This is a genomic window from Mesorhizobium sp. BHscii (assembly GCF_053848065.1).
Window position 1 is genome coordinate 147,527 of record NZ_JBSPKW010000004.1, and the last position, 22,631, is coordinate 170,157.

A 22,631-nucleotide genomic window follows, 5' to 3' on the forward strand; every position below is an offset into this window, starting at 1 on the left:
CGGGGCGGCGCGTGCCGATGGGATTTTCAGGGGAGGTTGAAGTGACAAACGAGTTCACGCCGAAATTCGATCTGGCTGACAAGGTGGTGCTGGTCACCGGCGCGTCGCGCGGCATCGGGCGCGCTTGCGCGCTCGCCTGCGCCGGCTCCGGCGCCGACATGATCGTTGGCGTGCGCAGCGGTGCCGACGGCGCGGATATCACTGCCGAGATCGAGCGCATCGGCCGGCGCGCGCTGGCGGTACAGATGGACCTCACCGATCTGACGACGGTGCGAAAAGCTGTCGCCGACGCCCACGCCGCCTTCGGTCGCATCGACGTGCTGGTCAACAATGTCGGGCTTGGGCCGGAAAACCTCGCGGAGAACGTGACCGAAGCGGATTTTGACCTCACCGTGAACGTCAACCTCAAGGGGACCTTCTTCACCACCCAGGCGGTCGGACGGCTGATGATCGCGGCAAAATCCGGGCGCATCATCAACATCAGCTCGCAAGCCGGCACGGTGACGCTGAAGGGCGAAGCGATCTACTGCATGTCCAAGGCGGCGATAAACCACCTCACCCGTTGCCTCGCGGCCGAATGGGCGAAGCACAAGATCACCGTCAACAGCGTCGCGCCGACCTTCATCTGGACCGACGGAACACGGCCCTCGCTCGCCGATCCGGACTTTCATGCCCATGTGCTCGGGCACATCCCGCTCGCCCGCATCGGCGACCCGATCGATGTCGCGGGAACCGTGGTGTTCCTCGCCTCGCCGGCAGCGTCGATGATCACCGGCGCGAATATACTGGTGGATGGCGGCTGGTCGGTGGCGTGAGAGAATGGGTCGTCTCCGCACTGGCCCCGACTAGCTCGCCACAGTCATGCCGTCAGAGCGCCGGCAAGCGGCCAGGCATTACGGAACGGCAACTTGACAATGGCCCAGTCTTTCAAATTGAGTGAAATCACGATCAATAGAGAGTCGGCACAAAACAGATGGGCGAGACAGATATGGCGTGGAGCGAAAGAAAGACCGGTTACGGCAAAGGCCACTATTTCAACCAAATGGGCCTTGCCCTGCTGGTGCTCGTCTTTCTCATCGCCCTGCCGCTCGCTTTCTTTCCCGAAGACATACGGAAGTTTTACCTGAGCGAAGGCGGTCCAATTGAAGTCTTCTCGGTCGCAGGCTACCTGATCGTCGTGGCAACGCTTGTCCGGGAAATGTCCTATCGAGACCTGCTCAAGCGGTGGTACCTTGTCGCCATCCTGATCGCGATATGCCTGCGCGAGCTGGACTTTCATGCGCATTTCACCACCCACAACATCACCAAGACCACCCTCTATATCTCGCCTGACGTTCCGCTGTTGGAAAAGCTAATCGGCGCGACGGTCGTTATTGCCCTCGGCATTGCCTTCTATTTGCTCCTGAAGAACGGCTTCCGTAGCTTTGTGCACGGGCTTCGCCACGGCGAGGCGACTGCCGTGGCCATTGCCGCAGCTGTCGGCTGCGCCGTCCTTTCCAAGGTCATCGACGGGGCGCCATCAAATCTCACATTTCTCGGCATCCACCTCACCCGGATCTATACCTCCACAGTGTTCGAGGAAATCCTCGAATTGGGGATTCCGATCTTCCTAGCCATCGCGGCGTTCTCGGCCTTCCCGACGCAGGTTGGTCTCACAAAGAGGGCCTCGGGACAGATCACGCCAAACAACCCAAGATCCGTCACCTAAACGCCGGATCCAAACGGACCAGAACTTCTCGAATGTGATGCTCTGGTCCGCCGCGGTGTTGCCTCTATTTTGCTTGGGAAGCAGGTGAGGCAAAACATGTGGAATGTGGCGAAAGACGGCTGGACACTTCTTAAGGAGAGCATCCTCGGCTTCATCAATGACAATGCCTTGAGCCACGGGGCAGCGATGGCGTTTTATGCCACGACCTCGCTTGCACCGATCCTGCTCATCGTTGTCGCCATCGCTGGCATGGCCTTCGGAAACGATGCGGCACAGCTGGCGCTTTCGGCCCAGATGGCGGGCCTGATGGGTCCGCAGAGCGCCGAGCTTCTGCAAGCGACAATCGAGAACGCGTCGCACAAGGAGGCGGGAACTCTTGCCAGCATTTTGGGGCTCGTCACACTTTTGGTGACCGCATCCGGCGTGTTCGGCGAAATGCAGGTTGCCCTGAACGAGATCTGGAAAGTCAAACCGGGTGGCACATCGATTTCACGGCTCGTGCGGGCACGCGCTGCCAGCCTGGGTCTCGTCGCGGCGCTTGGCTTTCTGCTGCTGGTGTCCCTGGTCGTAAGCGCTGCAATTGCGGCGCTTGGAGATATCATCAACGCATATCTGCCCTTTGGCACCCTCATCCTGAGCGCAATCAACTGGATCGTTTCGTTTGCCCTGATCGCTCTGTTGTTTGCGGCAATCTACAAGGTCCTGCCCGACCGCGCGCTGCAATGGCGCGACGTTGGCGTCGGCGCGGTAGCAACGGCGTTTCTCTTCACGATCGGCAAGTCGCTGATCGGTTGGTATATCGGAACCAGCGCCGTCGCATCGTCATACGGGGCAGCCGGTGCGCTGCTCGTCGTGCTGCTGTGGGTCTTTTATTCGTCGGAGATCTTTCTGTTGGGCGCCGAATTTACACGTGCCTACTCGGTTCGATACGGCAGCCGATCCGATCTGGAGGCGACTATTGAAGCGAGTAAATCGCGAACAGATGCCGGCGACGCCGGCCAGGATCGAAAAGTCTGAGAACGAAGTCATCGGCGGGATTGTTTTCGGCAGTCTCCTTACCACGGTTTTAAGCCATTTCTGGCATTAACACCGGCGCTGAGACGTCCGGCGCGGCGCCCCGAGGCGAGCGTGGTCTTGGGGACATCCGGGGAGACATCCGGTCGAAGCGACGTGCGAAGTTCCTTCGCCGCAGCCACCAGCTTGGCGCGGTTGCTTCCATATCTCTTGATCAACTGATGGACTTGCGCGGGGGTGATGCCGTTTTGCCGGGCAAAATACCTTACTACGTAATCCTCGCTGCCGGAGATCCGATCCCGGTGGCGGGGATAGAGCTTCGCCGCGTCGGCTGTCATGCTTACTCTCCTTTGGTCACGTTTGCGCGCAATGTATGATTGGCCAACGCAAAACGGGCGAATTCGTTGCCGCATGCGACACCAGCGCGCTTCGCTTTTTCACCGCAGGCCCGAACGCCCGGCCAAAGCAACCCGACCGGCGCGCCTTTAAGCCATATGCAGATTTTTCGAGACTCAGCCCTCTGGCACGCGCATGATATGGGCAGGGAGGAAAAGCCATGCGCGAATTGCCAAAGAGCATTGACGCAGACGTTGTAATCGAAATCAGCAGGTTGCTCGACGACCGTGCGAAGTCGGCACCAGTGCCAGTCCACAAGCTTGCCTCGATGATCTCGAACAGTGTTGAGACCGATCTGCCGACAGCTTCCATCGAAGAGTTGATCGTGGAAATGGCCATGACCCGCCAACTTCCGATGCTGTTCGATCTACCGGGGGCGGATGCAGACAACGTCATATCGATCGCCTTGGCGCGCGCCAGCTGATCCGGCTGAGGGACCTTTCCGTCGAGTGTGATTTCAAGACGCGGATCGTTCTTATCCTGCTCCAATTCGCGCCACTGGCTCCGGCCGGCGGCTTTTTGCTGCGTCGCCAAGGATAATCGTCATGGGCAATAATCGTCACGGACGATCCGCTGTTTGGGAACATGTGGTGTCCAGTTGCATTTCCTCTAGACAACAAAGGAGGAATTCATGAACTGGGATCAAATCAAGGGAAAATGGATGCAGTTCAAAGGCCAGGCCAAGGAGCAATGGGGTGACCTTACCGACGATGACCTTGATCGCATCGAGGGCAATCGTGACCAACTCGCAGGACGCATTCAGGAGCGGTATGGGATCGCCAAGGAAGAGGCAGAGCGCCAGATAGACGACTGGTCCAGAAATCTCACCTGAGCGTCCAGCATCGAGGCTGCACCGTCGATCGGCGCAGCTTCGACAGTCCTAGAGCGGGTTGGGTTCGAATTGAACTGGGCATTTCGCTCTATCTATTTGTTTAGCCGCATCTCTGCGACGCCATTGATTCCACTTGGCTGCAAATGCTCCAAGCCCGCCGCTCCGAAATGAGCGGCGGGCGACTAAATGCGACGGTGGCGGGTTGCTCTGCACCAGCCGTCGCTCCAGGATCTTCGGAACGAGAGCTAGCGCGCCGATTGTCTCTTGGCCTGTGCGGCGACGGCCGTGAGGAAAGCCGTTGCGGCAGTGTCGCACGCCGCTCGGGACGGGCTATAGGCGAAAAGGATCAGTTCGGCAGCCCTTATCGTAAGGCCATGCTTTTTAGCGAAAGCAGCTATTTCGTAAGGCTTGTCGTGGTCTATGGCCGGACCGTAGTCTTCGTTCATTGCTTCCTCCCGTTTGCGACGTTCCTCGCCTTGGCCCCTCCGGGGCGCAAGGATTAACTTACGGGGCGTTGAGAGAGTCTACCAATTGGAGATTGCAAAAAGCCTACGGTGGACGACCGCCTGATACGGCGCGTCGAGGCGAAAGACTCCATTTTGTCCGCTGCACCTCGAAAAAGATATATGATTGGGCTGATATCGCAGGTGGTCGACGCAAGCCAATGCCGATCTTTTCAGTCAAGCACACGACCGTCTATCGCTACACGCAACCGGTGACGTTTGGCGAGCATCGGCTGATGTTCAGGCCGCGCGATAGTTTCGATCAGCGACTTCTGGATCATGCCCTGTTAGTGGACCCCGAGCCGAAAGAGGTTGGCTGGATTCATGACGTTTTTGGAAACTGCGTTGCGGTAATCGACTTCCAGGGTTCCGGCGACGAACTGCGTTTCGTGACAGACATTCGGCTCGATCACACGCCGCAGCATGCGCCTGATTTCCGTATCGATGAAGCAGCACTCAGCTATCCGTTTTCCTATGATCCCGACGAGGCAACCGACCTCACCCAAACCATCGAGCGCCATCATCTCGATGACGGCGACGAGATCGGCAAATGGGCACGACAGTTTGTGAGCGCCAGAGGCCACACCGAGACGGGCAAATTGCTGATGACACTTTGCTACGCCATCCACGAGAGCTTTGTGTATTCCCGTCGAACTGAATCAGGGACGCAACCGCCTCTCATGACCTTGCACCTGCGTCGAGGCACATGCCGAGACTTTGCGCTGTTCATGATGGAAGCGGTTCGTTCGCTCGGTTTTGCTGCCCGTTTTGTGACTGGTTATGTCTATGTGCCGGCCCGCGACAGCGCTTCTGTCCTCGGCGGCGGTTCGACGCATGCCTGGTGCCAGGTCTATCTGCCTGGCGCGGGTTGGGTCGAGTTCGACCCCACCAATGGCATTGTCGGCAACCGGGACCTTATCAGGGTGGCTGTGGCCAGGCATCCTGGGCAAGCCATCCCTCTTTCCGGAAGCTACTGCGGCAGCGCGTCGAACTTTCTCGGCATGACGGTGGAGGTCAAGGTGGTGAAGGAAGCTGGCATCAAATAACCAGCATCAATAAAAATTAGCATCCTCTAAATGTGTTCGGAACTGTTCGCGGCAATCCGGAGTTTGCTTTAATCAGCGCATTGGAGCTTCGATGCGTATCCGCGCAGGTTTCAACCTCGCCTACGAATGTCCGCAGCCGACACCGATGCTGCTCGTCCTTGATATCCATCCTTCACGTCGCGTCGATCTTTTGACGGAACAGATCATCGGCTTCGATCGCCCGGTCGTCGCCCGCGGCTACATCGACGTTTTCGGCAATTTGTGCACGAGAATAGAGGCGCCCGCGGGGCTTACGACGATATCAACGAACTTCGAAATTCATGACACCGGCAAGCCAGAAATTGTGGCCGCGGGCGCCGTCCAGCACGATATCAAAGAGCTGCCCGACAACGTGCTCAGGTTTCTTCTCGGCAGCCGCTACTGCGATACCGATCGGCTTGGCGACTTCGCTTGGAGCAGTTTTGGCAATACCGCACCCGGGTGGGCGCGCGTCCAGGCGATCTGCGATTTCGTTCACGAACACATCACCTTCAACTACCAGGCTGCGGACACGCTGCGGACCGCCTATGGCGCGCTAACCGACCGGGCCGGCGTGTGTCGCGACTTTGCGCATCTGGCAATCACGCTGTGCCGTTGCATGAATATTCCGGCGCGATATTGCACCGGCTATCTCGGCGACATCGGCATACCGCCGATGCCGTACCCCATGGATTTCAACGCATGGTTCCAAGCCTATCTCAGCGGCCATTGGTTCACCTTCGATGCACGGCACAACCAGCCTCGCATAGGCAGAATCCTGATGGCGACGGGATGCGATGCCAATGACGTCGCTATCTCAACGAGCTTCGGTCTTTCCCGGCTCACCCGCTTCGAAGTCATCACAGAAGAAATCCACGCCGAGCCTGAGAAGGCGTCAGCCCGCCGCACCTTTCGGCATGACGGGCTTCAGCGTGAGGGGTCAAGTCAGTCGTAGACCTTTACAATCTTGCGGGTACCTGGATCGACCAGGACGGTTCGGCCATCGACGACTACGTAGCGGTACTGAACGTCCGGCACCTCGTAAAGCTCGACTGTTTCGGGCAGAGCTGTGCCGATGTTGAGCTCCACGCCGGGAAGGCTGAGTGATGCCACTGGCTTCTTTTTCACGTATTCGCGGATCACAGTGTCCTGCTCGGGTTGAATGATGACGTCCTGAGCGGCGGCGGCGCTGACGCCAACGAACAGAAGGATGCCTGCCGCAGCCGATGTAAGTTGCTTACCCATAATAGCCTCCAAGCAACCTTCAGCTGCGGTGCTTGATTGCTGCCGCGACGGGTTGCATAGTTATCTGAACGATGCGGCGCAATTCTTGTTCCATTTTGTAGGGTGCGAACCCGCTGCCACGGCATATCAACGCTGACGTTCGCGGCCGCCTGCGAACGCGCTCCCGCTCAGGGCTTAGGTTCTTCCGGAGGAGGCGCGTTTGGGACTGGACAATCAGGATGTGGCCATTTTTCACACGGAGAGGGCTTGTCGCCAGCGTCGCCATAACGTTCCACGAGTTTTGCGAATCCGTAGGCGAAGGCGGAAAGCAGCGCCAGGATAACCACTATGCGAGCGGCCATACGGGATTATAGCAGGATCCCGCTTAGGATTGACCCCAGTATCAGCTTGCGCTCGACAAGTTTGCGGCGAGGTTCGCAAGATCTGAACGCATCTCGTGACCTTCCTTGCCACACCTGGGCGACGTGAATGCGTCGGTACGCTGGCATGGATTTGCGCGGGCTCGCCGGCACCGGCCGGTGGAAGGAGGAAAAGTCAGTAGCTCGCTACGCGCATGTCATCGTTTCGGAAGGCTGATTGCTCCCGACACGTAAACGCAAAGTGACCAGGCGAAGCGCACTATTGAAAATCTTCGGGATAAACTGGTGCTGCGAGAGAGGATTGAACTCTCGACCTCTCCCTTACCAAGGGAGTGCTCTACCACTGAGCTACCGCAGCCGCTGATGGCGGGGCTTCTGCCATATCGAACCGGCAAGCGCAAGGCCAAGCGCAAGCCATCTGTGAAAGCCCGCTCCGACGGCTTTTCCGGACATGGCAGCGCCACAATGTTGGGTATCCCTTCATAACAGGCTCGCCGGGACGGAACCATGAACGACAAGACAATCCCACCTGACAAGGGCGGTCCGTCGAAAAAGGACAGCCAACCGAAAAAGGCCGATCGCAAAAGCCGGCTCGCCGAGCAACTGCGCGCCAATCTGCAGAAGCGCAAGGCGCAGTCGCGCTCGCGGCGCACCGGCGACGCCGACAAGCGGCGCACCGGCGACGCCGACAAGCGGCGCACCGGCGAGGCGGACCCGCGGCCGGAAGGGCTCGGCACCTTAAGGAAAACGCAAACGGATTGACCTATATCAACAGGCCGGGTCCAGGGTGCGGGAATCCTGTTTCTTGAACCAAGCCGGCCAATGGTCTAGACCGGCCACAACAGACTCAACCGATTGAAAACCGGCCTTTCGGCCGAGGGGACGCTCTTCCATGGATCGCATCAGAATTGTCGGCGGCAACAAGCTTGCCGGAAGCATCCCGATCTCGGGCGCGAAGAACGCCGCGCTGCCGCTGATGATCGCCTCGCTTTTGACCGACGACACGCTGACCCTGGAAAACGTGCCGCATCTGGCCGATGTCGAGCAGCTTATCCGCATCCTCGGCAATCATGGCGTCGACTATTCGGTCAATGGCCGCCGCGAAAAACAGCAGGAGGGCTATTCGCGCACCATCAATCTCTCTGCCCGCAACATCGTCGACACCACCGCACCTTACGAGCTGGTGTCGAAGATGCGCGCCTCCTTCTGGGTGATCGGCCCGCTGCTTGCCCGCATGGGCGAGGCCAAGGTGTCGCTGCCCGGCGGCTGCGCCATCGGCACGCGCCCGGTCGATCTGTTCCTGGAAGGCCTTCAGGTGCTCGGCGCCGATATCGACGTCGATACCGGTTATGTCATCGCCAAGACCAGGAACGGCCGTCTTGTCGGCAACCGCTACGTCTTCCCGAAAGTGTCGGTCGGCGCCACCCATGTGCTTGTCATGGCGGCGTCGCTGGCCAATGGGGAGACGGTGCTCGAAAACGCCGCCCGCGAGCCCGAGATCGTCAACCTCGCCGAATGCCTCAACGCCATGGGCGCCAAGATTTATGGCGCCGGCACCGAGACCATCACCATCGACGGCGTCGAAGCGCTGTCGGGCGCGCGCGTCCGGGTGATACCCGACCGCATCGAGACCGGCACCTATGCGATGGCCGTCGCCATGACCGGCGGCGACGTCATGCTCGAAGGCGCGCGGGCTGACCTGTTGCAGACGGCGCTCGACGTGATTTCCCAGACCGGCGCCGAGATCACGCAGACCAATTCCGGCATCCGCGTCAGGCGCAACGGCGCCGGCATTGCGCCGGTCGACGTGACGACAGCGCCCTTCCCGGCGTTCCCGACCGACCTGCAGGCGCAGTTCATGGGCCTGATGACGATGGCCAAGGGTAAGTCGCGCATCACTGAGACGATCTTCGAAAACCGCTTCATGCACGTGCAGGAGCTTGCCCGGCTCGGCGCCCACATAACACTGTCCGGCCAGACGGCGATCGTCGACGGCGTTTCGAAGCTCAAGGGCGCGCCGGTCATGGCGACCGATCTTCGCGCTTCGGTGTCGCTGGTCATCGCCGGCCTGGCGGCCGAAGGCGAGACCACGGTCAACCGGGTCTACCATCTCGACCGCGGCTTCGAGCGGCTGGAAGAAAAGCTGTCCGGCTGCGGCGCGGTGATCGAGCGGATTTCGGGGTAGGCAATCGGCGGGATTCCACGGCTTCAATATATGATCTTGGCGCGGTTGCACGGATCGCCAAGACCGGCTCGATTCCTGCCTGGAGCACGATGTTTTCCAAAAACCGGTTTCCACTTTTTGGGTTCATGCTCTAACAGAGGGCTGAAAATCAACCTTCAGGTGTGAAATCCGCATGGCTCTCAAGCTTGTCGCGCTCGACGATCAGGATCTGAGCATCGTTTCGGCCCATGTCCAGGACGCCGTGCTGAAGGTCGGCGACCTCGAATACATGCCGGCGGCCAAGCGCTTCGTGATGACGATGAACCGCTTCGTCTGGGAGGCGAAAACGGGCCTGTTCCGCCAGCACAATGAGCGGCGGCAAAGCGTGCTGCATTTCGACCGTGTGCTGGGCGCCAAAACCAGCGGCATTGCCCGCGACAAGCCGGACGAGGTGCTGTCGCTGCTGGCGATCAGCTTCGTCGCCCTCGACAAGCCGGCCGGCATTGTCGAGCTGATCTTTTCAGGCGGCGGCGCGATCATGCTCGATGTCGAGTGCATCGAGGCGCGGCTCGCTGACATCGGCGGCGCCTGGGAAGCGACGTCGCGCCCCTTCCACAGAGCCTGAGTACACAAGATGGCCATCACCCTTCGTCTGTCCGATGCCGATTTCGAGCAGCGTTTTGCCGCGTTCCTTTTGACCAAGCGGGAGGTCTCGGCGGACGTCGACGCCGTGGTGCGCGCGATCATCGCGCGGGTGCGCGCCGAGGGCGACGCGGCGCTCATCGAGTATACGCAGAAATTCGAACAGGCCGATCTGAAAGGCCTCGGCATGGCCGTGTCGCAAGAGGACATCGCCAAGGCCTATGATGCGGCCGACCCGCAGACGATCGAGGCGCTTAAATTCGCCCGTGACCGGATCCGTTCCCATCACGAGCGGCAGCGGCCGAAGGACGACCGCTACACGGACGCTGCCGGCGTCGAGCTCGGCTCGCGCTGGACGGCGATCGAGGCGGTCGGGCTCTATGTGCCGGGCGGCACGGCGAGCTATCCAAGCTCGGTGCTGATGAGCGCCGTGCCGGCCAAGGTCGCGGGCGTCGAGCGTATCGTCATGGCGGTGCCGGCGCCCTACGGCATCATCAATCCGCTGGTGCTGGTGGCGGCGGATCTGACCGGCATATCCGAAATCTACCGCGTCGGCGGCGCGCAGGCGGTCGCGGCGCTGGCCTATGGTACCGAGACGATAAAGCCGGTCGCCAAGATCGTCGGCCCCGGCAATGCCTATGTCGCCGCGGCCAAGCGCCAGGTGTTCGGCACGGTCGGCATCGACATGATCGCCGGGCCTTCGGAAGTGCTTGTCGTGGCAGACGGCAGCAACGATCCGGACTGGATCGCCGCCGACCTGCTTGCCCAGGCCGAGCATGACGTGTCGGCGCAGTCGATCCTGATCACCGACGATCCCGTCTTCGGCGCGGCGGTCGGACAGGCGGTCGAACGCCAGTTGCAGAGCCTGCCGCGCGCGGAGACGGCGGCGGCGAGCTGGCGCGACTTCGGCGCCGTCATCCTTGTTCCCCAAATCGAGGCAGCACTGCCGCTGGTCGACCGCATCGCGGCCGAACATGTCGAGCTTGCCATCGACGAGCCGGAAGCCTTCCTGGCGCGGATGCGCAATGCCGGTGCCGTCTTTCTCGGCCGTCACACGCCGGAAGCCATCGGCGACTATGTCGGCGGCTCCAACCACGTGCTGCCGACGGCGCGCTCGGCGCGCTTCTCGTCCGGTCTTTCGGTGCTCGATTTCATCAAGCGCACCTCGATCCTGAAGCTCGGGCCGGAGCAGTTGCGGGCGCTGGCGCCGGCGGCCATCGCGCTGGCCAAGGCGGAAGGCCTCGACGCGCATGGACGCTCCGTCGCCATCCGGCTGAACATGTAGACTGACATGTCGGACTACGATCGAACCTATGCCAAGCTGATCGATGTCGAACTCGATGAATCGATCGGCCGTTCGACGCCCGATGTCGAGCATGAGCGGGCGGTGGCGATCTTCGACCTGATCGAGGAAAACAGCTTCCAGCCGGTCAATGACGACGGCGCCGGGCCTTATCGGCTAAAACTGTCGCTGGCCGAATCCCGCCTGGTCTTCGCAGTGACGCGCGAGGACGGCGCTGCCGTGGTCACCCACATCCTGTCGCTGACGCCGCTCAGGCGCATCGTCAAGGACTATTACATGATCTGCGAAAGCTATTACGACGCCATCCGCACCTCGACCCCCAGCCAGATCGAGGCGATCGACATGGGCCGGCGCGGGCTGCACAATGAGGGCTCACAGACCTTGATGGACCGACTGGCCGGCAAGATCGAAATCGATTTCGACACGGCGCGCCGGCTGTTCACGCTGGTTTGCGTGCTGCACTGGCGAGGCTGAACTGCCAGCCCCTCTGCCCCGCTCGATCCTGCCCCGCTCGATCCTGTTTGTCTGCGGCATGAACGCGGTGCGCTCGCCGATGGCCGAACTGCTGGCGCGCCAGGTGCTTCCGGCCACCACCTTCGTGGCGTCGGCCGGGGTGCGCGGCGGCGAACGCGACCCGTTCGTCGACGCCGTGCTGGCCGAGGACGGGCTTTCGCTGGGTGAACGGCACCCGAGGACATTGGACGATCTCGAGGACGACTATTTTGATCTGATCGTTACACTGTCGCCGGAAGCGCATCACACCGCGCTCGAGCTTACCCGCTCGCTTGCCGTCGATGTCGAATATTGGCCGATGCCGGACCCGACTGGCGTCAGCGGCACGCGTGAGCAGATCATGGCCGCCTATCGCGAGGTGCGCGAACGGCTAAGGGCGCGAATCGGCCACCGTTTCCTAGAGCCGGAAGCAAAAAACGGCGCTGATTAAGCGTGTTCACAAGCGCACGATTATCATATAGGTTCCGCGCAAATTCCGGCCGGGGCGCTGGGAATCCCATCCAAGCAAAGGTATCGAATGCCGAAGGAAGAAGTCCTCGAGTTTCCGGGTGTCGTCACGGAATTGTTGCCCAACGCGATGTTCAGGGTGAAGCTCGAAAACGAACATGAAATCATCGCCCACACGGCCGGCCGCATGCGCAAGAACCGCATCCGCGTGCTCACCGGCGACAAGGTCCTGGTCGAGATGACACCCTACGACCTGACCAAGGGCCGCATCACCTACCGTTTCAAGTAAAATCGTCAGAGTTCGGCCGGGATCGCGATGAGCATTTTGCAGAAGCTCGTGCTTGCCTCGGGTTCGCCGCGCCGGATCGAACTGTTGCAGCAGGCCGGCATTGAGCCGGACCGCGTGCTGCCGGCCGGTGTCGACGAGACGCCGCTGCGCGCCGAGCATCCGCGTTCGCTGGCCAAGCGCCTGTCGAAGGAAAAGGCCGAGAAGGTACTGGCCTCGCTGCAGGCGGAAGAGGACTATGTGCCCAGCTTCGTGCTGGCCGCCGACACGGTGGTCGCAGTCGGCCGGCGCATCCTGCCCAAGGCCGAAACGTTCGACGACGTCGCCAATTGCCTCGGCCTGCTGTCCGGCCGTTCGCACCGGGTCTATTCCGGCATCTGCCTGATCACGCCGGGCGGCAAGCTGCGCCAGCGGCTGGTCGAGACCAGGGTGCGTTTCAAGCGGCTGCCGCGCGCCGAGATCGACGCCTATGTCGCCTCGGGAGAATGGCGCGGCAAGGCCGGCGGCTATGCCGTCCAGGGGCTGGCCGGCGCTTTCGTGGTCAAGCTTGTCGGCTCCTACACCAACGTCGTCGGCCTGCCGCTCTATGAGACGGTGGCGCTGCTGACCGGCGAGGGTTTCAAGGTGCATGCCAAATGGCAGTCAGCTCGGCCATGAGTTCGGGGCGGTCATGAGCTCGGACGACAAGGTCACGCCGCTGCGCCCCAAGCGGCCCTGCCCCGAATGCGGCAAGCCGTCGGCGCGTGAGACCTACCCGTTCTGCTCGGTGCGCTGCAAAGAGATCGACCTCAACCGCTGGCTCAAGGGCGCCTACGTCATTCCGGCCCGCGACGACGAGGACGAACCGGACAACGACCCTGCCAAATGAGGCTGTTCAGAGCAGCCTGCGGGCCTCGACCGCGTCCCATGAATCCGCCTATCGGGCAACTGCTCGTTTCCCGCTTGAAATCAACGCTTAAGCGCTGGACAGGCCGGATTCCCGTGCTATAACCCACGCGCTTTCAAGGGGCGCCTGCGGCGCTTTCGAGAAATCCGGCGTGCAGAACAGCCCGCGTGCCGGAACAGGCCCAGATAGCTCAGTTGGTAGAGCAGCGGACTGAAAATCCGCGTGTCGGTGGTTCGAATCCGCCTCTGGGCACCATTTTCCATGGCAATTGCTGAACGGTCCGACAGACGTTTCGTTGGACTTTGCCGGAAGATGCACGAGGGCGCAGATAAAATTCGACTTGGTCCAGGACACGGAAGGATAGTCGTGCCTTTTTGGAAATCGCACAAGAAATATAGCGCAGGAACGTGGGACGATCGGCTCGATGGATTATTTTCATGCGGGGTAAACTACTCCGGTAAGACGATCCTTGATGTTGGCTGCAATATGGGCATCGTCGCTTATGAAATCGCCAAACGCAGACCGGCCTACATCCACGGCATTGACGTTCTGAAGCCACACACCCGCGTGGCGCGTTCTATCTTTCTAGGATCGAACGTAGAAAGTCGATTTGACACCATGAGTCTTGGGAGTCGAAAGCTTCAATCTGTTCTAAATGACCGTTACGATATCGTTCTTCTTCTCGCTGTGTACCAGCATGTCCGCAGGGGGTTGGGTCAGGAGGAGGCCGATCGCATCTTCATCGACATCATTAACCGCACCCAGACGATTGTGGCGCGAGTTCCCGACGAAGACGACATCCGTCTTCAGTCTCTAATCGAGGCTGCCGGGTTCACCTTATCTGATCGCCACAAGTCGCCACGCGGCAGTACGGTTCTGGCTTATCATCGCCACTAGACCGGGCGGACGGCGATTACCTGCGCGACTCACGCACCAGACGCATTTCCCGCGCCTATCGACAAAATCACGTGACCTGAGCACATCATTGCGGCTTCGCCCCGCGAAACGTCTTTGCTCGCGTTGGGCGGATGACGGATTTGATTTGCTTGGTGATCCTCTATCCTTAGGGCAAACTGCCTGCTGGGGCTCTAGGAGGCGAAATGAGAGCACGCGCAGCAACGGTTGGAGATCTGGAAGCTCTTTTCCGTGATCTGTCCAAGCGGATATCGGACGAATACGCCGCGGCCGGCAAGGACAGCAAGATCGCCTACGACAATCTGATGATGAACTTGAAAGAAGGCCGTGCTCACGCGCTTGTCCAGGGCGAAAAGACCGTGGCGATCATCGCGTGGCACGAGCATAGCGACGCTGCTGATACGCTGTTCGCCGCACAGGAGGATTTCTTCAGTGCCGCGACCGTTCGCTTCTGCAAGCGGCACATCCGCCATATCCAGGCGCTCGCCGGCAACCTTCCCATTCATTCGCGCAGCTGGCTCCAGAGACCGGACGTCGCAAAATGGTTTCGGATAATCGGCTATGTCGAGCGAGGCCAGGAGAATGGCGCCAACTTGTTCGAACTGCCGCCGGCTCCGGCCGCATAAGAAATCCGGGCGTGTTGCAAAACGCTGCCTTTGAGTTCCGGCGGTGCCGCGCTCACGGTGTGCCAAAAAGGCCCGCCGCTCCATTTGCGAAGCGGCGAGGCCCCATATTTGGGGACAACTTCCGGGCTGTTGCCCAGCATTGGCTACCGTGCAATTCAGGTGCCAGACGACTGACCCATAATGGGTCACCGCACCGGAAGCGCGAACCATCCTTCCGCGATCACACCACTGCCAATACCGCGCAATTCCTGTTATATTTCCTTGCGGCGGACCTGATTTCCGCCTGGCCGGCGCCCATCAGGCAACCTACCCCAACGCCCCCCCAAAGTGGCGCCGGCCAACTTCGCCGCTGACCAATCTTCGCCACCGACAACGTCGAGCACGCCGCTGCGAGGCGAGGCCTGCGCGCGATCGTCAGGCCCGATAGTCAGGGGCAGCGGTTCGAAGCCCCCTCCAGAGCGGCGGACTTTCAAGTCGGAACGCCCGGCTGCGATTCCAATCCGACAGATCGCCTGGAATGACAGGACGATCCGACATAAATCCAAAAAACCGGTAGCAAGCTGCGGCCAGAAAGTGTTGAAGACGGTGCCGATCGCATTGAACGCGGCGCGATCCAGTTGCGCTCGGCAAGGCTTGATGATTTGTTGCCGCTTCAAGGAGAATGAATGATGCGCGAGCCTGTCGGTCAAGACGAATATGGGTCGGCCAGCCCCTTCGACCCGGACGACCTGACGACGTTGAACGTGATGGGTCCGGGTGTGGCCAGCAACGATTTCGAGAAATACGCGGTCGCCGTGATCATCGTGTTCGGCGCCCTCATCATTGGCGGCTTGATGGCCGCAACCCTGGCCTTGGGCCATCGCAACGGCTTCCTGTACGCGCTTGGCGGCGCCACTGCGGCGTGGATATCCGGAAATGCGCTTCTGCTCGATCGGCCGCGTATCTATGCCTTGTTCGTCGGCATCGCGGCGGTGATGCTGATTGCGTCCACCATAACGCTGGTCATCTGACCAAACAAAATTAATATCCGATCGCCTTGCCGGATGCGGCGCGGCTATCGATAGCGCCATTGTAGCGGGCGCCGCCGCCCTTTTCGAAGAAGACGGCGCGCTTGAGCTTGTGGGCCGCTTCTCCCTTTGTTGAGACCAGCCTGGCACTGCCGGCGCAAAGACGGGCCCGAATACCTGCCAACATCAGGGCTTAGCAGCAATCAGAACATAACCCCGCGTACGGTTGGCATTGTCCGAGTCTTGCGTGTTCATCGCGTTAAACAGGTCGGCTGTCGTCACCCAGACGGGGGGATATTTGTACCGAGCAACGTCCAGGATGAGGAAACGGTCGGTCTCGGCATCATAGGCGGCCAAGGGTGAGATGTGGCCACCTTTTTCCTGGCCCATGGCTTTGCGCAAGTAATTGACGATGACAAACTGCCTTTTGGTCGCGAGATAGCCTCGGGCTTCCTTGCGGAAGGTGTCCAGGCTGCTGTCAGCAGCATGTCGCACTTCGACCTGCACGGGCTGCAACGCAAGAAGGCCACCCAATTCATCTAAGGTCATGCCCTGCTTTTTGATTGTCTCAACCGGAATGACCTGCTCGCTGCGGGCATCCAGAAGATTGTCCTGAGTGAAGGTGTTGTAGGGGTCATACTCGGGCACTGGTGGGGCTGGAACGCCAATGGCATTCAGAACCATGACACTGCTGGCCACCCCACAAAAAGCTTGGTTCTTCTGGGTAACGAAATTTATGGCCAGCGGAAAATAGGCTTCCCGGGCATCGGCCTCGATCAGGAGCGTTTCACCGGCATCGGAAGCCGCCCCGATGAGATTTGCCGGCAGTGGCAACGTCTCGGCTCTGGCCTCAATCGAGGCCAATAACGTGGCAAACAATGCGAGTCGAATGACATGCTTCATGAACATCGTCGCGCTCCTAGGCTGATCACCCTTCGGCCTGACAAACTTGCTCCAACGTTTCGCAACTGTCCAGAGGAGCTTCGGCGCAATGAGAGCCATCTGTGACCCCTGATGTGACCTGACCAGGTGGTTTGCGGCGTTCTCCGACAAAGGAAGCTGGCACGGTTTACAGGCGGATCCTTCATTACCAGGAACGGCCTCCTGGTCCTCATTCCGGCGGCACTTTTCCTCGCCTCGAAGGCTGGAGCCGGAGAACTGGACACCGCCTTTTACACGTAAAGGGGCCCGAGCGACCGTCCTTGAAGCGTATGGTCGTGAAGCCCTTCCCTAAACGCTGACATCAAACAATCCCGCCGCCGCCGCTCGCAACCGCCGGCCGTTCCGCCGCGACCTTCGCCCGGTAACCGGCCGCCCGGTAAGCGGCGACCGGATCGATGGCGCCGCCCGTGTTCAGCCGCGCCATGGCGAGGATCGGCTCGACATCGGTGCGATAGGCGGCTTTCAGCGTTTGCGTCGCCATCAGCGCGTCATTGGCGTCCTGATGGGCTTCCAGTGCCTTGCGATCGACCAGCAGCGCCTGCACATAGGCGCGCTGCACCTCGACCGCGGACAGCATCAGGCTTTCGATCGGATCGGTGACGTTGTGGCTCTGGTCGAGCATGTGAGCCGGATCAAAACCTTGGGCACCGGAAAGCTCGGCATCGACCAGCTCGTTGAAGACGAGGAACAGCCGGTAAGGATCGATCGAGCCGGCGTCGAGATCGTCGTCGCCATATTTCGAATCGTTGAAATGGAAGCCGCCGAGTTTCTTGAACTGGATCAGCCGCGAGACGATCATCTCGATGTTGACGTTGGGCGCGTGGTGGCCGAGGTCGACCAGGCAGAACGCCTTGTCGCCGAGTTCGGTGGCGATGATGTAGTTGGTGCCCCAATCCTGCACGACCGTCGAATAGAAGGCCGGCTCGTACATCTTGTGCTCGGTGAACAGCTTCCAGTCGTCCGGCAGTCCGGCGTAGATCTCCTTCATCGCGTCGAGATAGCGTTCGAACGCCTTGGCGAAATTGACCTGGCCGGGAAAGTTCGAGCCGTCGCCGATCCATACGGTCAGTGCCTTCGATCCCAGCGTCTTGCCGATCTCGATGCATTCGACATTGTGCTCGACCGCCTGCCGGCGCGTTGCGGCATCGGCATGCGAGAGCGAGCCGAACTTGTAGGAAAGCGCCTGGCCCTTAGCGTCAGAGAACGTGTTCGAATTCATGGCGTCGAAGCCGAGGCCGAAGCGGGAGGCGGCCTGCTTCAGCCGGTTCGGGTCGGCCTTGTCCCATGGAATGTGCAGCGAGACGGTCGGCGTCGCCTGCGTCAACTGCCGGATGACGGCGCAGTCCTCGATCTTGTCGAAAATGTCGCGCGGCTCGCCGGCGCCGGGAAAGCGGGCAAAGCGGGTGCCGCCGGTGCCGACGCCCCAGGACGGGATCGCCACGGCGAATTTTTCGACCTTGTCGCTGATAGCGTCGATGGCGATGCCGCGACGGTCAAGACGCTCACCGAGCGAGTCGTAATCGCGCTTGAGGTCGGCCTCGCGCGCGGCGTTGTCTTTTTCGACGATGTCGGCGGAGATGATTTGTTCCATCGCCCGTCTCCGCTCAGCGCGTGAACGACTGGGCATTGCCCGCGTCGACATTGACGATATTGCCGGTCGACTTGGCCGACATGTCGGACGCGAAGAAATAGATCGCCTCGGCGATGTCTTCGGGGAACACCGAACGCTTCAGCATCGAGCGCGAGCGGTAGTGCTCCTCGAGGTCGTCGGTCGACATCTTGTAGGCGGCGGCGCGCTGTTCCTTCCACTCGCCGGTCCAGATCTTGGAGCCGCGCAGCACGGCGTCGGGATTAACGACATTGACCCTGATCTGCGCTTCCGCGCCCTCCAGCGCCAGGCAGCGCGCCAGATGGATCTCGGCGGCCTTGGCCGTGCAATAGGCGGCGGCGTTGGGCGATGCTGCTAGCCCGTTCTTGGAGGCGACGAAGACGACGTTGCCGCCGATCTTTTGCGCGCGGAAAAGACGGAATGCTTCCCGCGAAACCAGGAAATAGCCTGTCGACAAGATGTCCATGTTCTTGTTCCACAGCGCCAGCGTCGTCTCCTCGATCGGCGCCGAGGTTGCCAGGCCGGCATTCGACACCAGTATATCGATGCCGCCGAACTCGACCGCGGTCTCGGCGAAGCCGGAGATCACCTGGTCCTCTGACGTGACATTGATGACCAGCGGCCGCACGAAATCTTTGCCATAGGCTTTCGCCAGCTCGTCATTGGCGCTGGCAAGGGCGGTCTCGTCGATGTCGGCCAGCACGACGCAGGCGCCTTCGCGCAGCAGCCGGTTGGCCGTCGCCCGGCCGATGCCGCCGGCGCCGCCGGTGACCAGCGCGATCTGGCCGGCTAGAGCCTTCGGCTTCGGCAGGCGCTGCAGCTTTGCCTCTTCGAGCAGCCAGTACTCGATGTCGAAGGCTTCCTGCTCGGGCAGCCCGACATAGGTCGACACCGTCGAGGCGCCGCGCATGACATTGATGGCGTTGACGTAGAATTCGCCCGATATGCGCGCCGTCGCCTTGTCGCCGGCGAAGGTGAACATGCCGACGCCGGGCATCAGATAGACCACGGCGTTCGGATCACGCACCGGTGGCGAATCCACGTGCTTGCAGCGGTCGTAATAAGCCTGATAGCCAACACGATACTCCGCCACATCGTCGGCGAGACGGGCGATGACGGCATCGACGTCGGGATTCTTGGGATCGAATTCGATGACCAGCGGCCGGATCTTGGTGCGCAGGAAATGGTCCGGGCAGGATGTGCCGAGCGCTGCCAGTGGGCGCAAATCCTTCGAATTGACGAATTCGAGCACGGCTGGCGAATCGTCGAAATGGCCAAGCTTGTGGCTTTTCTCCGAAATCAGGCCGCGGATCCTCGGCATCAGCTTTGCCGCCGCGGCGCGACGCGCTGGCGCGTCGAGCGATTTGACGACTTCGCCACCGAAGATCGGCTTGCCTTCAGACTTGCGCTCGAACCAGTCGATCGCCTGGTTGATCACCGAGATCGTCGTCTCGTAGCATTCCTTTGGGGTGTCGCCCCAGGTGAACAGGCCATGGCTTGCCAGGACGACGCCCTTGGCCTCAGGGTTCTCGAGGCAGAATTTTTCCAGCCACAGGCCGAGTTCGAAGCCCGGACGTTTCCACGGCAGCCAGCCGATCGCGTCGCCGAAGATCTCCTTGGTCAGCGCCTTCGAATCCTTGGCGGCGGCAATGGCGATGATGGCGTCGGGATGCATGTGGTCGACATGGGGCTTCGGCACGAATGCGTGCAGCGGCGTGTCGATCGAGGCCACGCGCGGATTGAGGTTGAAGGTGCAGTGGGGCAGATAGCCGACCATTTCGTCTTCATGCTCGAGGCCGCGATAAAGACCCTTCAACGCCCTGAGCTTGTCCATATAGAGCGTGGCGAAGCCGTCGAGCTTGATCGAGGCGCTGTCGCCGCCCGAGCCCTTGACCCACAGCACTTCCATGCTCTCACCGGTGAGCGGATCCTTTTGCCAGATCTTGGAAGAGGTGTTGCCGCCGCCATAGTTGGTGACGCGCTTGTCGGAGCCAAGAACATTCGAGCGATAGACGAGACGTTCCGGCTCGCTCATTGCTTGGGCTTTCGCGTCATCCCAAAGATTGGCGAGGCGCGTGCCGGAGCGCTTGTCGAGCATAGGTAATCCTCCCGTGACGTGAGACGCGCAAATGATGCGGTCAATTGCCACCGCATTGCGGGTCAGCTTTGCTCGAATGTCCACGCAAGCGGCGGCGTTGTCAATCACAAACGATCAAGATTGATCATATTGCACTGCACAATGGAATTATATGATCGGAAATGATTGACACTGCGCGTTTTGGGTGCCTAGATGCTCGGCAGGGAGGAACCATGCACGAGAAAGAGCGCCACAGGATCATTTTGTCCGCCGTCCAGGAAAAGCCTGTAGTGACGGTGCAGGAGATGGTCGACCTGACGGACTCGTCCGAGGCGACGATCCGGCGCGACATCGCCGCATTGCATGTGCAAAAGCGCCTGCGCCGCGTGCGCGGCGGCGCCGAGGCGATCACGCCACCGCAGTTCATCGGCCTTGCCGGCCGGCCTTTTTCCGTCAACGAGACGATCAACGCTTCGCAGAAGCGGGCGATCGCGCGGGACGCCGTGGAACTCTGCAAGGACGGCGAGCCGATCATCATCAATGGCGGCACCACCACCTTCCAGATGGTGCATTTCCTGACCGGCCGCCGGATGCCGATCTTCACCAATTCCTTTCCGATCGCCGAGCACCTGCTCAAGCACTCCAAGAACACGGTGATGCTGTCGGGCGGCACCATCTACCGCGAGCAGAACATCATCCTGTCGCCCTTCGAGAATGACGTGACGCGCAATTTCTATGCGCGCCGCATGTTCATGGGCGCACAAGGGCTCGGGCCACTCGGCTTGATGGAAGGCGATCCGCTGCTGATCCAGGCCGAGCAGAAACTGATCGATCAGGCCGACGAACTGGTGGTGCTGGTCGACTCGTCGAAGTTCAGAAAACGCTCGAGCCTGATCCTGTGCGGCCTGTCGCGCATCGCGACCGTCATTACCGACGACGGCATCGAGGACCGCGAGGCCAAGATGTTGGAGGCCGCCGGTGTGACGCTGGTCGTCGCCCGCACAACGCTGGGCAATAAGGAAGAATCTTCGCTGCAGGCCTGAGGCCCGCAGCGGCGATGGAATGCAACACTCAAGGGAGGATATTCGATGAGCTTTCTGAAGAAACTGATGGTTACGGCGGCGTTCTCCGCCGCCATGTTCGTGAATGCCGCCTATGCCGAGAACGTCAAGATCGCACTGGTGGTGAAGTCGCTCGGCAATGGCTTCTTCGATGCCGCCAACAAGGGCGCCGAAGAGGCGGCCAAGGAACTCGGCGACGTCGATATCATCTACACCGGCCCGACCAAGGCGACCGCCGAAGCGCAGATCGAGGTGATCAATTCGCTGATCGCCCAGAAGGTCAACGCCATCGCCATTTCGGCCAATGACGCCGACGCGCTGGTGCCGGCGCTGAAGAAGGCGATGGATCGCGGCATCACCGTCATCTCGTGGGATTCAGGCGTCGCTCCGGAAGGTCGCCAGCTCCACCTCAACCCCTCGGACACCAACCTGATCGGCGAGACCATCATCAAGCTTGCCGCCGACTACCTGCCGGAAGGCGGCGACGTCGCCATCCTGTCGGCTTCGTCCACCGCGACCAACCAGAACGCCTGGATCGACGCGGCCAAGAAGGTGCTGCCGGAGAAATTTCCCAAGATCAACCTCGTCGCCACCGTTTACGGCGACGACGACTCGGCCAAGAGCACGGACGAAGCCAAGGGCCTTTTGAAGTCCTATCCGAACCTCAAAGCGATCATCGCACCGACCACGGTCGGCGTCGTTGCCGCCGCTCAGGTGGTGACCGACCAAGGCCTGATCGGCAAGGTCAACGTCACCGGCCTGGCGCTGCCGTCGGAGTTCAAGAAGTTCATCGACAACGGTGCCAGCCAAGCGGTCGCGCTGTGGAACCCGATCGACCTAGGCTACTCGGCCGTCTACCTCGCCCATGATTTGGCGGTGAAGAAGGAAGAAGCCAAGCCGGGTGCGACGCTGTCGATCGGCCGCGTCGGCAAGGTCACGCTCGACGACACCAATTCGGCTGCGATGGCTCCGCCCTTCAAGTTCGACAAGTCGAACATCGAAGAATTCTCCAAGATCTATTGATCCTGGAGC

The 22,631-nt window shown here is 60.7% G+C and carries 29 protein-coding genes and 2 tRNA genes; 22 read left to right on the plus strand and 9 right to left on the minus strand.

Going from position 1 to position 22,631, the window contains the following annotated elements:
- Positions 1 to 17 precede the first annotated feature (17 nt).
- The 3 genes from ACWTU7_RS07955 (at position 18) to ACWTU7_RS07965 (ending at position 2,725) form a co-directional block, all read left to right on the plus strand.
- Positions 18 to 815: an SDR family NAD(P)-dependent oxidoreductase gene (locus ACWTU7_RS07955; protein ID WP_455846508.1), complete on the plus strand. Its 798-nt coding sequence runs from the start codon at positions 18 to 20 to the stop codon at positions 813 to 815.
- A gap of 158 nt (positions 816 to 973) precedes the next feature.
- A complete protein-coding gene (locus tag ACWTU7_RS07960; RefSeq protein ID WP_455838446.1) occupies positions 974 to 1,708 on the plus strand; it encodes a hypothetical protein in 735 nt (244 codons plus the stop codon).
- A gap of 96 nt (positions 1,709 to 1,804) precedes the next feature.
- The gene (locus ACWTU7_RS07965; protein ID WP_455846506.1) at positions 1,805 to 2,725 is read left to right on the plus strand and encodes a YihY/virulence factor BrkB family protein; all 921 of its coding nucleotides are present in this window, start codon (positions 1,805 to 1,807) and stop codon (positions 2,723 to 2,725) included.
- 38 nt (positions 2,726 to 2,763) lie between these two features.
- On the opposite strand, the gene ACWTU7_RS07970 is transcribed toward ACWTU7_RS07965, so the two are convergent.
- On the minus strand, positions 2,764 to 3,060 hold the full coding sequence (locus tag ACWTU7_RS07970; protein ID WP_455838444.1) for a DUF3606 domain-containing protein: 297 nt from the start codon (positions 3,058 to 3,060) through the stop codon (positions 2,764 to 2,766).
- Positions 3,061 to 3,278: 218 nt separating this feature from the next.
- Between ACWTU7_RS07970 and ACWTU7_RS07975 the strand changes: the two genes are divergently transcribed.
- Entirely contained in the window at positions 3,279 to 3,542 is a 264-nt protein-coding gene (locus ACWTU7_RS07975; protein WP_029348484.1) for a hypothetical protein, read from the plus strand.
- Between the two features lie 207 nt (positions 3,543 to 3,749).
- Entirely contained in the window at positions 3,750 to 3,950 is a 201-nt protein-coding gene (locus ACWTU7_RS07980; RefSeq protein ID WP_029348486.1) for a CsbD family protein, read from the plus strand.
- Positions 3,951 to 4,195: 245 nt separating this feature from the next.
- Here the strand turns inward: ACWTU7_RS07980 and ACWTU7_RS07985 are convergent, their stop codons facing one another.
- Positions 4,196 to 4,396 (minus strand): hypothetical protein, encoded by a 201-nt coding sequence (locus ACWTU7_RS07985; RefSeq protein ID WP_095519090.1) that lies wholly within the window; start codon positions 4,394 to 4,396, stop codon positions 4,196 to 4,198.
- 218 nt (positions 4,397 to 4,614) lie between these two features.
- Here ACWTU7_RS07985 and ACWTU7_RS07990 point away from each other — a divergent pair, with 218 nt between their 5' ends.
- Both ACWTU7_RS07990 and ACWTU7_RS07995 read left to right on the plus strand, forming a co-directional pair.
- The gene (locus tag ACWTU7_RS07990) at positions 4,615 to 5,499 is read left to right on the plus strand and encodes a transglutaminase family protein (RefSeq protein WP_455838542.1); all 885 of its coding nucleotides are present in this window, start codon (positions 4,615 to 4,617) and stop codon (positions 5,497 to 5,499) included.
- Between the two features lie 91 nt (positions 5,500 to 5,590).
- Positions 5,591 to 6,472 (plus strand): transglutaminase-like domain-containing protein, encoded by an 882-nt coding sequence (locus ACWTU7_RS07995; RefSeq protein WP_455838443.1) that lies wholly within the window; start codon positions 5,591 to 5,593, stop codon positions 6,470 to 6,472.
- Here the strand turns inward: ACWTU7_RS07995 and ACWTU7_RS08000 are convergent.
- Positions 6,463 to 6,762, minus strand: coding sequence for a DUF1236 domain-containing protein (locus ACWTU7_RS08000; RefSeq protein ID WP_455838442.1), 300 nt, complete (start codon positions 6,760 to 6,762; stop codon positions 6,463 to 6,465). The genes ACWTU7_RS07995 and ACWTU7_RS08000 overlap by 10 nt on opposite strands.
- A gap of 642 nt (positions 6,763 to 7,404) precedes the next feature.
- Positions 7,405 to 7,479 (minus strand) — tRNA-Thr (locus ACWTU7_RS08005).
- A 149-nt stretch (positions 7,480 to 7,628) separates the two neighbouring features.
- Between ACWTU7_RS08005 and ACWTU7_RS08010 the strand changes: the two genes are divergently transcribed.
- The 12 genes from ACWTU7_RS08010 to ACWTU7_RS08065 all read left to right on the plus strand — a co-directional run bounded on the left by ACWTU7_RS08010 (position 7,629) and on the right by ACWTU7_RS08065 (position 14,903).
- On the plus strand, positions 7,629 to 7,883 hold the full coding sequence (locus tag ACWTU7_RS08010; RefSeq protein WP_455838441.1) for a hypothetical protein: 255 nt from the start codon (positions 7,629 to 7,631) through the stop codon (positions 7,881 to 7,883).
- A gap of 130 nt (positions 7,884 to 8,013) precedes the next feature.
- Positions 8,014 to 9,306, plus strand: a complete 1,293-nt coding sequence (gene murA / locus ACWTU7_RS08015) for a UDP-N-acetylglucosamine 1-carboxyvinyltransferase (RefSeq protein ID WP_287337837.1) — start codon at positions 8,014 to 8,016, stop codon at positions 9,304 to 9,306.
- 172 nt (positions 9,307 to 9,478) lie between these two features.
- Positions 9,479 to 9,910 carry a DUF2948 family protein gene (locus tag ACWTU7_RS08020; RefSeq protein ID WP_065009241.1) on the plus strand — a complete coding sequence of 144 codons (432 nt, stop codon included), beginning with the start codon at positions 9,479 to 9,481 and terminating at the stop codon, positions 9,908 to 9,910.
- 9 nt (positions 9,911 to 9,919) lie between these two features.
- Entirely contained in the window at positions 9,920 to 11,212 is a 1,293-nt protein-coding gene (hisD, locus tag ACWTU7_RS08025) for a histidinol dehydrogenase (RefSeq protein ID WP_455838440.1), read from the plus strand.
- Positions 11,213 to 11,218: 6 nt separating this feature from the next.
- The gene (locus ACWTU7_RS08030; RefSeq protein ID WP_029348511.1) at positions 11,219 to 11,704 is read left to right on the plus strand and encodes a UPF0262 family protein; all 486 of its coding nucleotides are present in this window, start codon (positions 11,219 to 11,221) and stop codon (positions 11,702 to 11,704) included.
- 1 nt (position 11,705) lies between these two features.
- Complete coding sequence (locus ACWTU7_RS08035; RefSeq protein ID WP_277569143.1) at positions 11,706 to 12,173, plus strand: arsenate-mycothiol transferase ArsC; 468 nt, start codon at positions 11,706 to 11,708, stop codon at positions 12,171 to 12,173.
- Between the two features lie 87 nt (positions 12,174 to 12,260).
- Entirely contained in the window at positions 12,261 to 12,479 is a 219-nt protein-coding gene (gene infA, locus ACWTU7_RS08040; RefSeq protein ID WP_006200926.1) for a translation initiation factor IF-1, read from the plus strand.
- 27 nt (positions 12,480 to 12,506) lie between these two features.
- Positions 12,507 to 13,133, plus strand: a complete 627-nt coding sequence (locus tag ACWTU7_RS08045) for a Maf-like protein (protein WP_455838439.1) — start codon at positions 12,507 to 12,509, stop codon at positions 13,131 to 13,133.
- Positions 13,134 to 13,146: 13 nt separating this feature from the next.
- The gene (yacG, locus tag ACWTU7_RS08050) at positions 13,147 to 13,344 is read left to right on the plus strand and encodes a DNA gyrase inhibitor YacG (protein WP_029348517.1); all 198 of its coding nucleotides are present in this window, start codon (positions 13,147 to 13,149) and stop codon (positions 13,342 to 13,344) included.
- A gap of 197 nt (positions 13,345 to 13,541) precedes the next feature.
- Positions 13,542 to 13,617, plus strand: a tRNA-Phe gene (locus ACWTU7_RS08055).
- 6 nt (positions 13,618 to 13,623) lie between these two features.
- Positions 13,624 to 14,259, plus strand: coding sequence for a class I SAM-dependent methyltransferase (locus tag ACWTU7_RS08060; protein WP_455838438.1), 636 nt, complete (start codon positions 13,624 to 13,626; stop codon positions 14,257 to 14,259).
- A 203-nt stretch (positions 14,260 to 14,462) separates the two neighbouring features.
- Positions 14,463 to 14,903, plus strand: a complete 441-nt coding sequence (locus tag ACWTU7_RS08065) for a hypothetical protein (protein ID WP_029356736.1) — start codon at positions 14,463 to 14,465, stop codon at positions 14,901 to 14,903.
- A 251-nt stretch (positions 14,904 to 15,154) separates the two neighbouring features.
- On the opposite strand, the gene ACWTU7_RS08070 is transcribed toward ACWTU7_RS08065, so the two are convergent.
- Positions 15,155 to 15,592 (minus strand): hypothetical protein, encoded by a 438-nt coding sequence (locus ACWTU7_RS08070; protein ID WP_455838437.1) that lies wholly within the window; start codon positions 15,590 to 15,592, stop codon positions 15,155 to 15,157.
- Here ACWTU7_RS08070 and ACWTU7_RS08075 point away from each other — a divergent pair.
- Positions 15,569 to 15,913 (plus strand): hypothetical protein, encoded by a 345-nt coding sequence (locus ACWTU7_RS08075; RefSeq protein ID WP_455838436.1) that lies wholly within the window; start codon positions 15,569 to 15,571, stop codon positions 15,911 to 15,913. The genes ACWTU7_RS08070 and ACWTU7_RS08075 overlap by 24 nt on opposite strands.
- Positions 15,914 to 15,923: 10 nt before the next feature.
- Here ACWTU7_RS08075 and ACWTU7_RS08080 read toward each other — a convergent pair whose 3' ends face one another.
- From ACWTU7_RS08080 to ACWTU7_RS08095, 4 genes are all read right to left on the minus strand, one after another.
- Positions 15,924 to 16,097 (minus strand): hypothetical protein, encoded by a 174-nt coding sequence (locus ACWTU7_RS08080; RefSeq protein ID WP_455838552.1) that lies wholly within the window; start codon positions 16,095 to 16,097, stop codon positions 15,924 to 15,926.
- Complete coding sequence (locus ACWTU7_RS08085) at positions 16,097 to 16,819, minus strand: phytochelatin synthase family protein (RefSeq protein WP_455838435.1); 723 nt, start codon at positions 16,817 to 16,819, stop codon at positions 16,097 to 16,099. Before ACWTU7_RS08085 ends, ACWTU7_RS08080 begins: the two co-directional genes overlap by 1 nt.
- A 334-nt stretch (positions 16,820 to 17,153) precedes the next feature.
- Positions 17,154 to 18,443 (minus strand): L-rhamnose catabolism isomerase, encoded by a 1,290-nt coding sequence (gene rhaI, locus ACWTU7_RS08090; protein WP_455838434.1) that lies wholly within the window; start codon positions 18,441 to 18,443, stop codon positions 17,154 to 17,156.
- Positions 18,444 to 18,456: 13 nt separating this feature from the next.
- A complete protein-coding gene (locus ACWTU7_RS08095) occupies positions 18,457 to 20,559 on the minus strand; it encodes a bifunctional rhamnulose-1-phosphate aldolase/short-chain dehydrogenase (RefSeq protein ID WP_455838433.1) in 2,103 nt (700 codons plus the stop codon).
- A gap of 212 nt (positions 20,560 to 20,771) precedes the next feature.
- Between ACWTU7_RS08095 and ACWTU7_RS08100 the strand changes: the two genes are divergently transcribed.
- Together ACWTU7_RS08100 and rhaS are read left to right on the plus strand one after the other, a co-directional pair.
- Entirely contained in the window at positions 20,772 to 21,581 is an 810-nt protein-coding gene (locus ACWTU7_RS08100) for a DeoR/GlpR family DNA-binding transcription regulator (protein ID WP_128342161.1), read from the plus strand.
- Positions 21,582 to 21,626: 45 nt separating this feature from the next.
- Entirely contained in the window at positions 21,627 to 22,622 is a 996-nt protein-coding gene (gene rhaS, locus ACWTU7_RS08105; RefSeq protein ID WP_029356748.1) for a rhamnose ABC transporter substrate-binding protein, read from the plus strand.
- The last annotated feature ends 9 nt before the right edge of the window (positions 22,623 to 22,631 follow it).

What these genes read in the sequence shown, in the direction of transcription:
- rhaS (WP_029356748.1), top strand. Translation starts at nt 21,627, where the DNA reads ATGAGCTTTCTGAAGAAACTGATGGTTACGGCGGCGTTCTCCGCCGCC.
- ACWTU7_RS07960 (WP_455838446.1), top strand. Translation starts at nt 974, where the DNA reads ATGGGCGAGACAGATATGGCGTGGAGCGAAAGAAAGACCGGTTACGGC.
- yacG (WP_029348517.1), top strand. Translation starts at nt 13,147, where the DNA reads ATGAGCTCGGACGACAAGGTCACGCCGCTGCGCCCCAAGCGGCCCTGC.
- ACWTU7_RS07985 (WP_095519090.1), bottom strand. Translation starts at nt 4,396, where the DNA reads ATGAACGAAGACTACGGTCCGGCCATAGACCACGACAAGCCTTACGAA.
- ACWTU7_RS07995 (WP_455838443.1), top strand. Translation starts at nt 5,591, where the DNA reads ATGCGTATCCGCGCAGGTTTCAACCTCGCCTACGAATGTCCGCAGCCG.
- ACWTU7_RS08095 (WP_455838433.1), bottom strand. Translation starts at nt 20,559, where the DNA reads ATGCTCGACAAGCGCTCCGGCACGCGCCTCGCCAATCTTTGGGATGAC.
- hisD (WP_455838440.1), top strand. Translation starts at nt 9,920, where the DNA reads ATGGCCATCACCCTTCGTCTGTCCGATGCCGATTTCGAGCAGCGTTTT.
- ACWTU7_RS08020 (WP_065009241.1), top strand. Translation starts at nt 9,479, where the DNA reads ATGGCTCTCAAGCTTGTCGCGCTCGACGATCAGGATCTGAGCATCGTT.
- ACWTU7_RS08030 (WP_029348511.1), top strand. Translation starts at nt 11,219, where the DNA reads ATGTCGGACTACGATCGAACCTATGCCAAGCTGATCGATGTCGAACTC.
- ACWTU7_RS07965 (WP_455846506.1), top strand. Translation starts at nt 1,805, where the DNA reads ATGTGGAATGTGGCGAAAGACGGCTGGACACTTCTTAAGGAGAGCATC.
- ACWTU7_RS08080 (WP_455838552.1), bottom strand. Translation starts at nt 16,097, where the DNA reads ATGTTGGCAGGTATTCGGGCCCGTCTTTGCGCCGGCAGTGCCAGGCTG.
- ACWTU7_RS07990 (WP_455838542.1), top strand. Translation starts at nt 4,615, where the DNA reads ATGCCGATCTTTTCAGTCAAGCACACGACCGTCTATCGCTACACGCAA.
- ACWTU7_RS08100 (WP_128342161.1), top strand. Translation starts at nt 20,772, where the DNA reads ATGCACGAGAAAGAGCGCCACAGGATCATTTTGTCCGCCGTCCAGGAA.
- ACWTU7_RS07980 (WP_029348486.1), top strand. Translation starts at nt 3,750, where the DNA reads ATGAACTGGGATCAAATCAAGGGAAAATGGATGCAGTTCAAAGGCCAG.
- ACWTU7_RS08075 (WP_455838436.1), top strand. Translation starts at nt 15,569, where the DNA reads ATGATGCGCGAGCCTGTCGGTCAAGACGAATATGGGTCGGCCAGCCCC.
- infA (WP_006200926.1), top strand. Translation starts at nt 12,261, where the DNA reads ATGCCGAAGGAAGAAGTCCTCGAGTTTCCGGGTGTCGTCACGGAATTG.
- rhaI (WP_455838434.1), bottom strand. Translation starts at nt 18,443, where the DNA reads ATGGAACAAATCATCTCCGCCGACATCGTCGAAAAAGACAACGCCGCG.
- ACWTU7_RS07955 (WP_455846508.1), top strand. Translation starts at nt 18, where the DNA reads ATGGGATTTTCAGGGGAGGTTGAAGTGACAAACGAGTTCACGCCGAAA.
- ACWTU7_RS08000 (WP_455838442.1), bottom strand. Translation starts at nt 6,762, where the DNA reads ATGGGTAAGCAACTTACATCGGCTGCGGCAGGCATCCTTCTGTTCGTT.
- ACWTU7_RS08065 (WP_029356736.1), top strand. Translation starts at nt 14,463, where the DNA reads ATGAGAGCACGCGCAGCAACGGTTGGAGATCTGGAAGCTCTTTTCCGT.
- ACWTU7_RS08060 (WP_455838438.1), top strand. Translation starts at nt 13,624, where the DNA reads ATGGCAATTGCTGAACGGTCCGACAGACGTTTCGTTGGACTTTGCCGG.
- murA (WP_287337837.1), top strand. Translation starts at nt 8,014, where the DNA reads ATGGATCGCATCAGAATTGTCGGCGGCAACAAGCTTGCCGGAAGCATC.
- ACWTU7_RS07975 (WP_029348484.1), top strand. Translation starts at nt 3,279, where the DNA reads ATGCGCGAATTGCCAAAGAGCATTGACGCAGACGTTGTAATCGAAATC.
- ACWTU7_RS07970 (WP_455838444.1), bottom strand. Translation starts at nt 3,060, where the DNA reads ATGACAGCCGACGCGGCGAAGCTCTATCCCCGCCACCGGGATCGGATC.
- ACWTU7_RS08045 (WP_455838439.1), top strand. Translation starts at nt 12,507, where the DNA reads ATGAGCATTTTGCAGAAGCTCGTGCTTGCCTCGGGTTCGCCGCGCCGG.
- ACWTU7_RS08010 (WP_455838441.1), top strand. Translation starts at nt 7,629, where the DNA reads ATGAACGACAAGACAATCCCACCTGACAAGGGCGGTCCGTCGAAAAAG.
- ACWTU7_RS08085 (WP_455838435.1), bottom strand. Translation starts at nt 16,819, where the DNA reads ATGTTCATGAAGCATGTCATTCGACTCGCATTGTTTGCCACGTTATTG.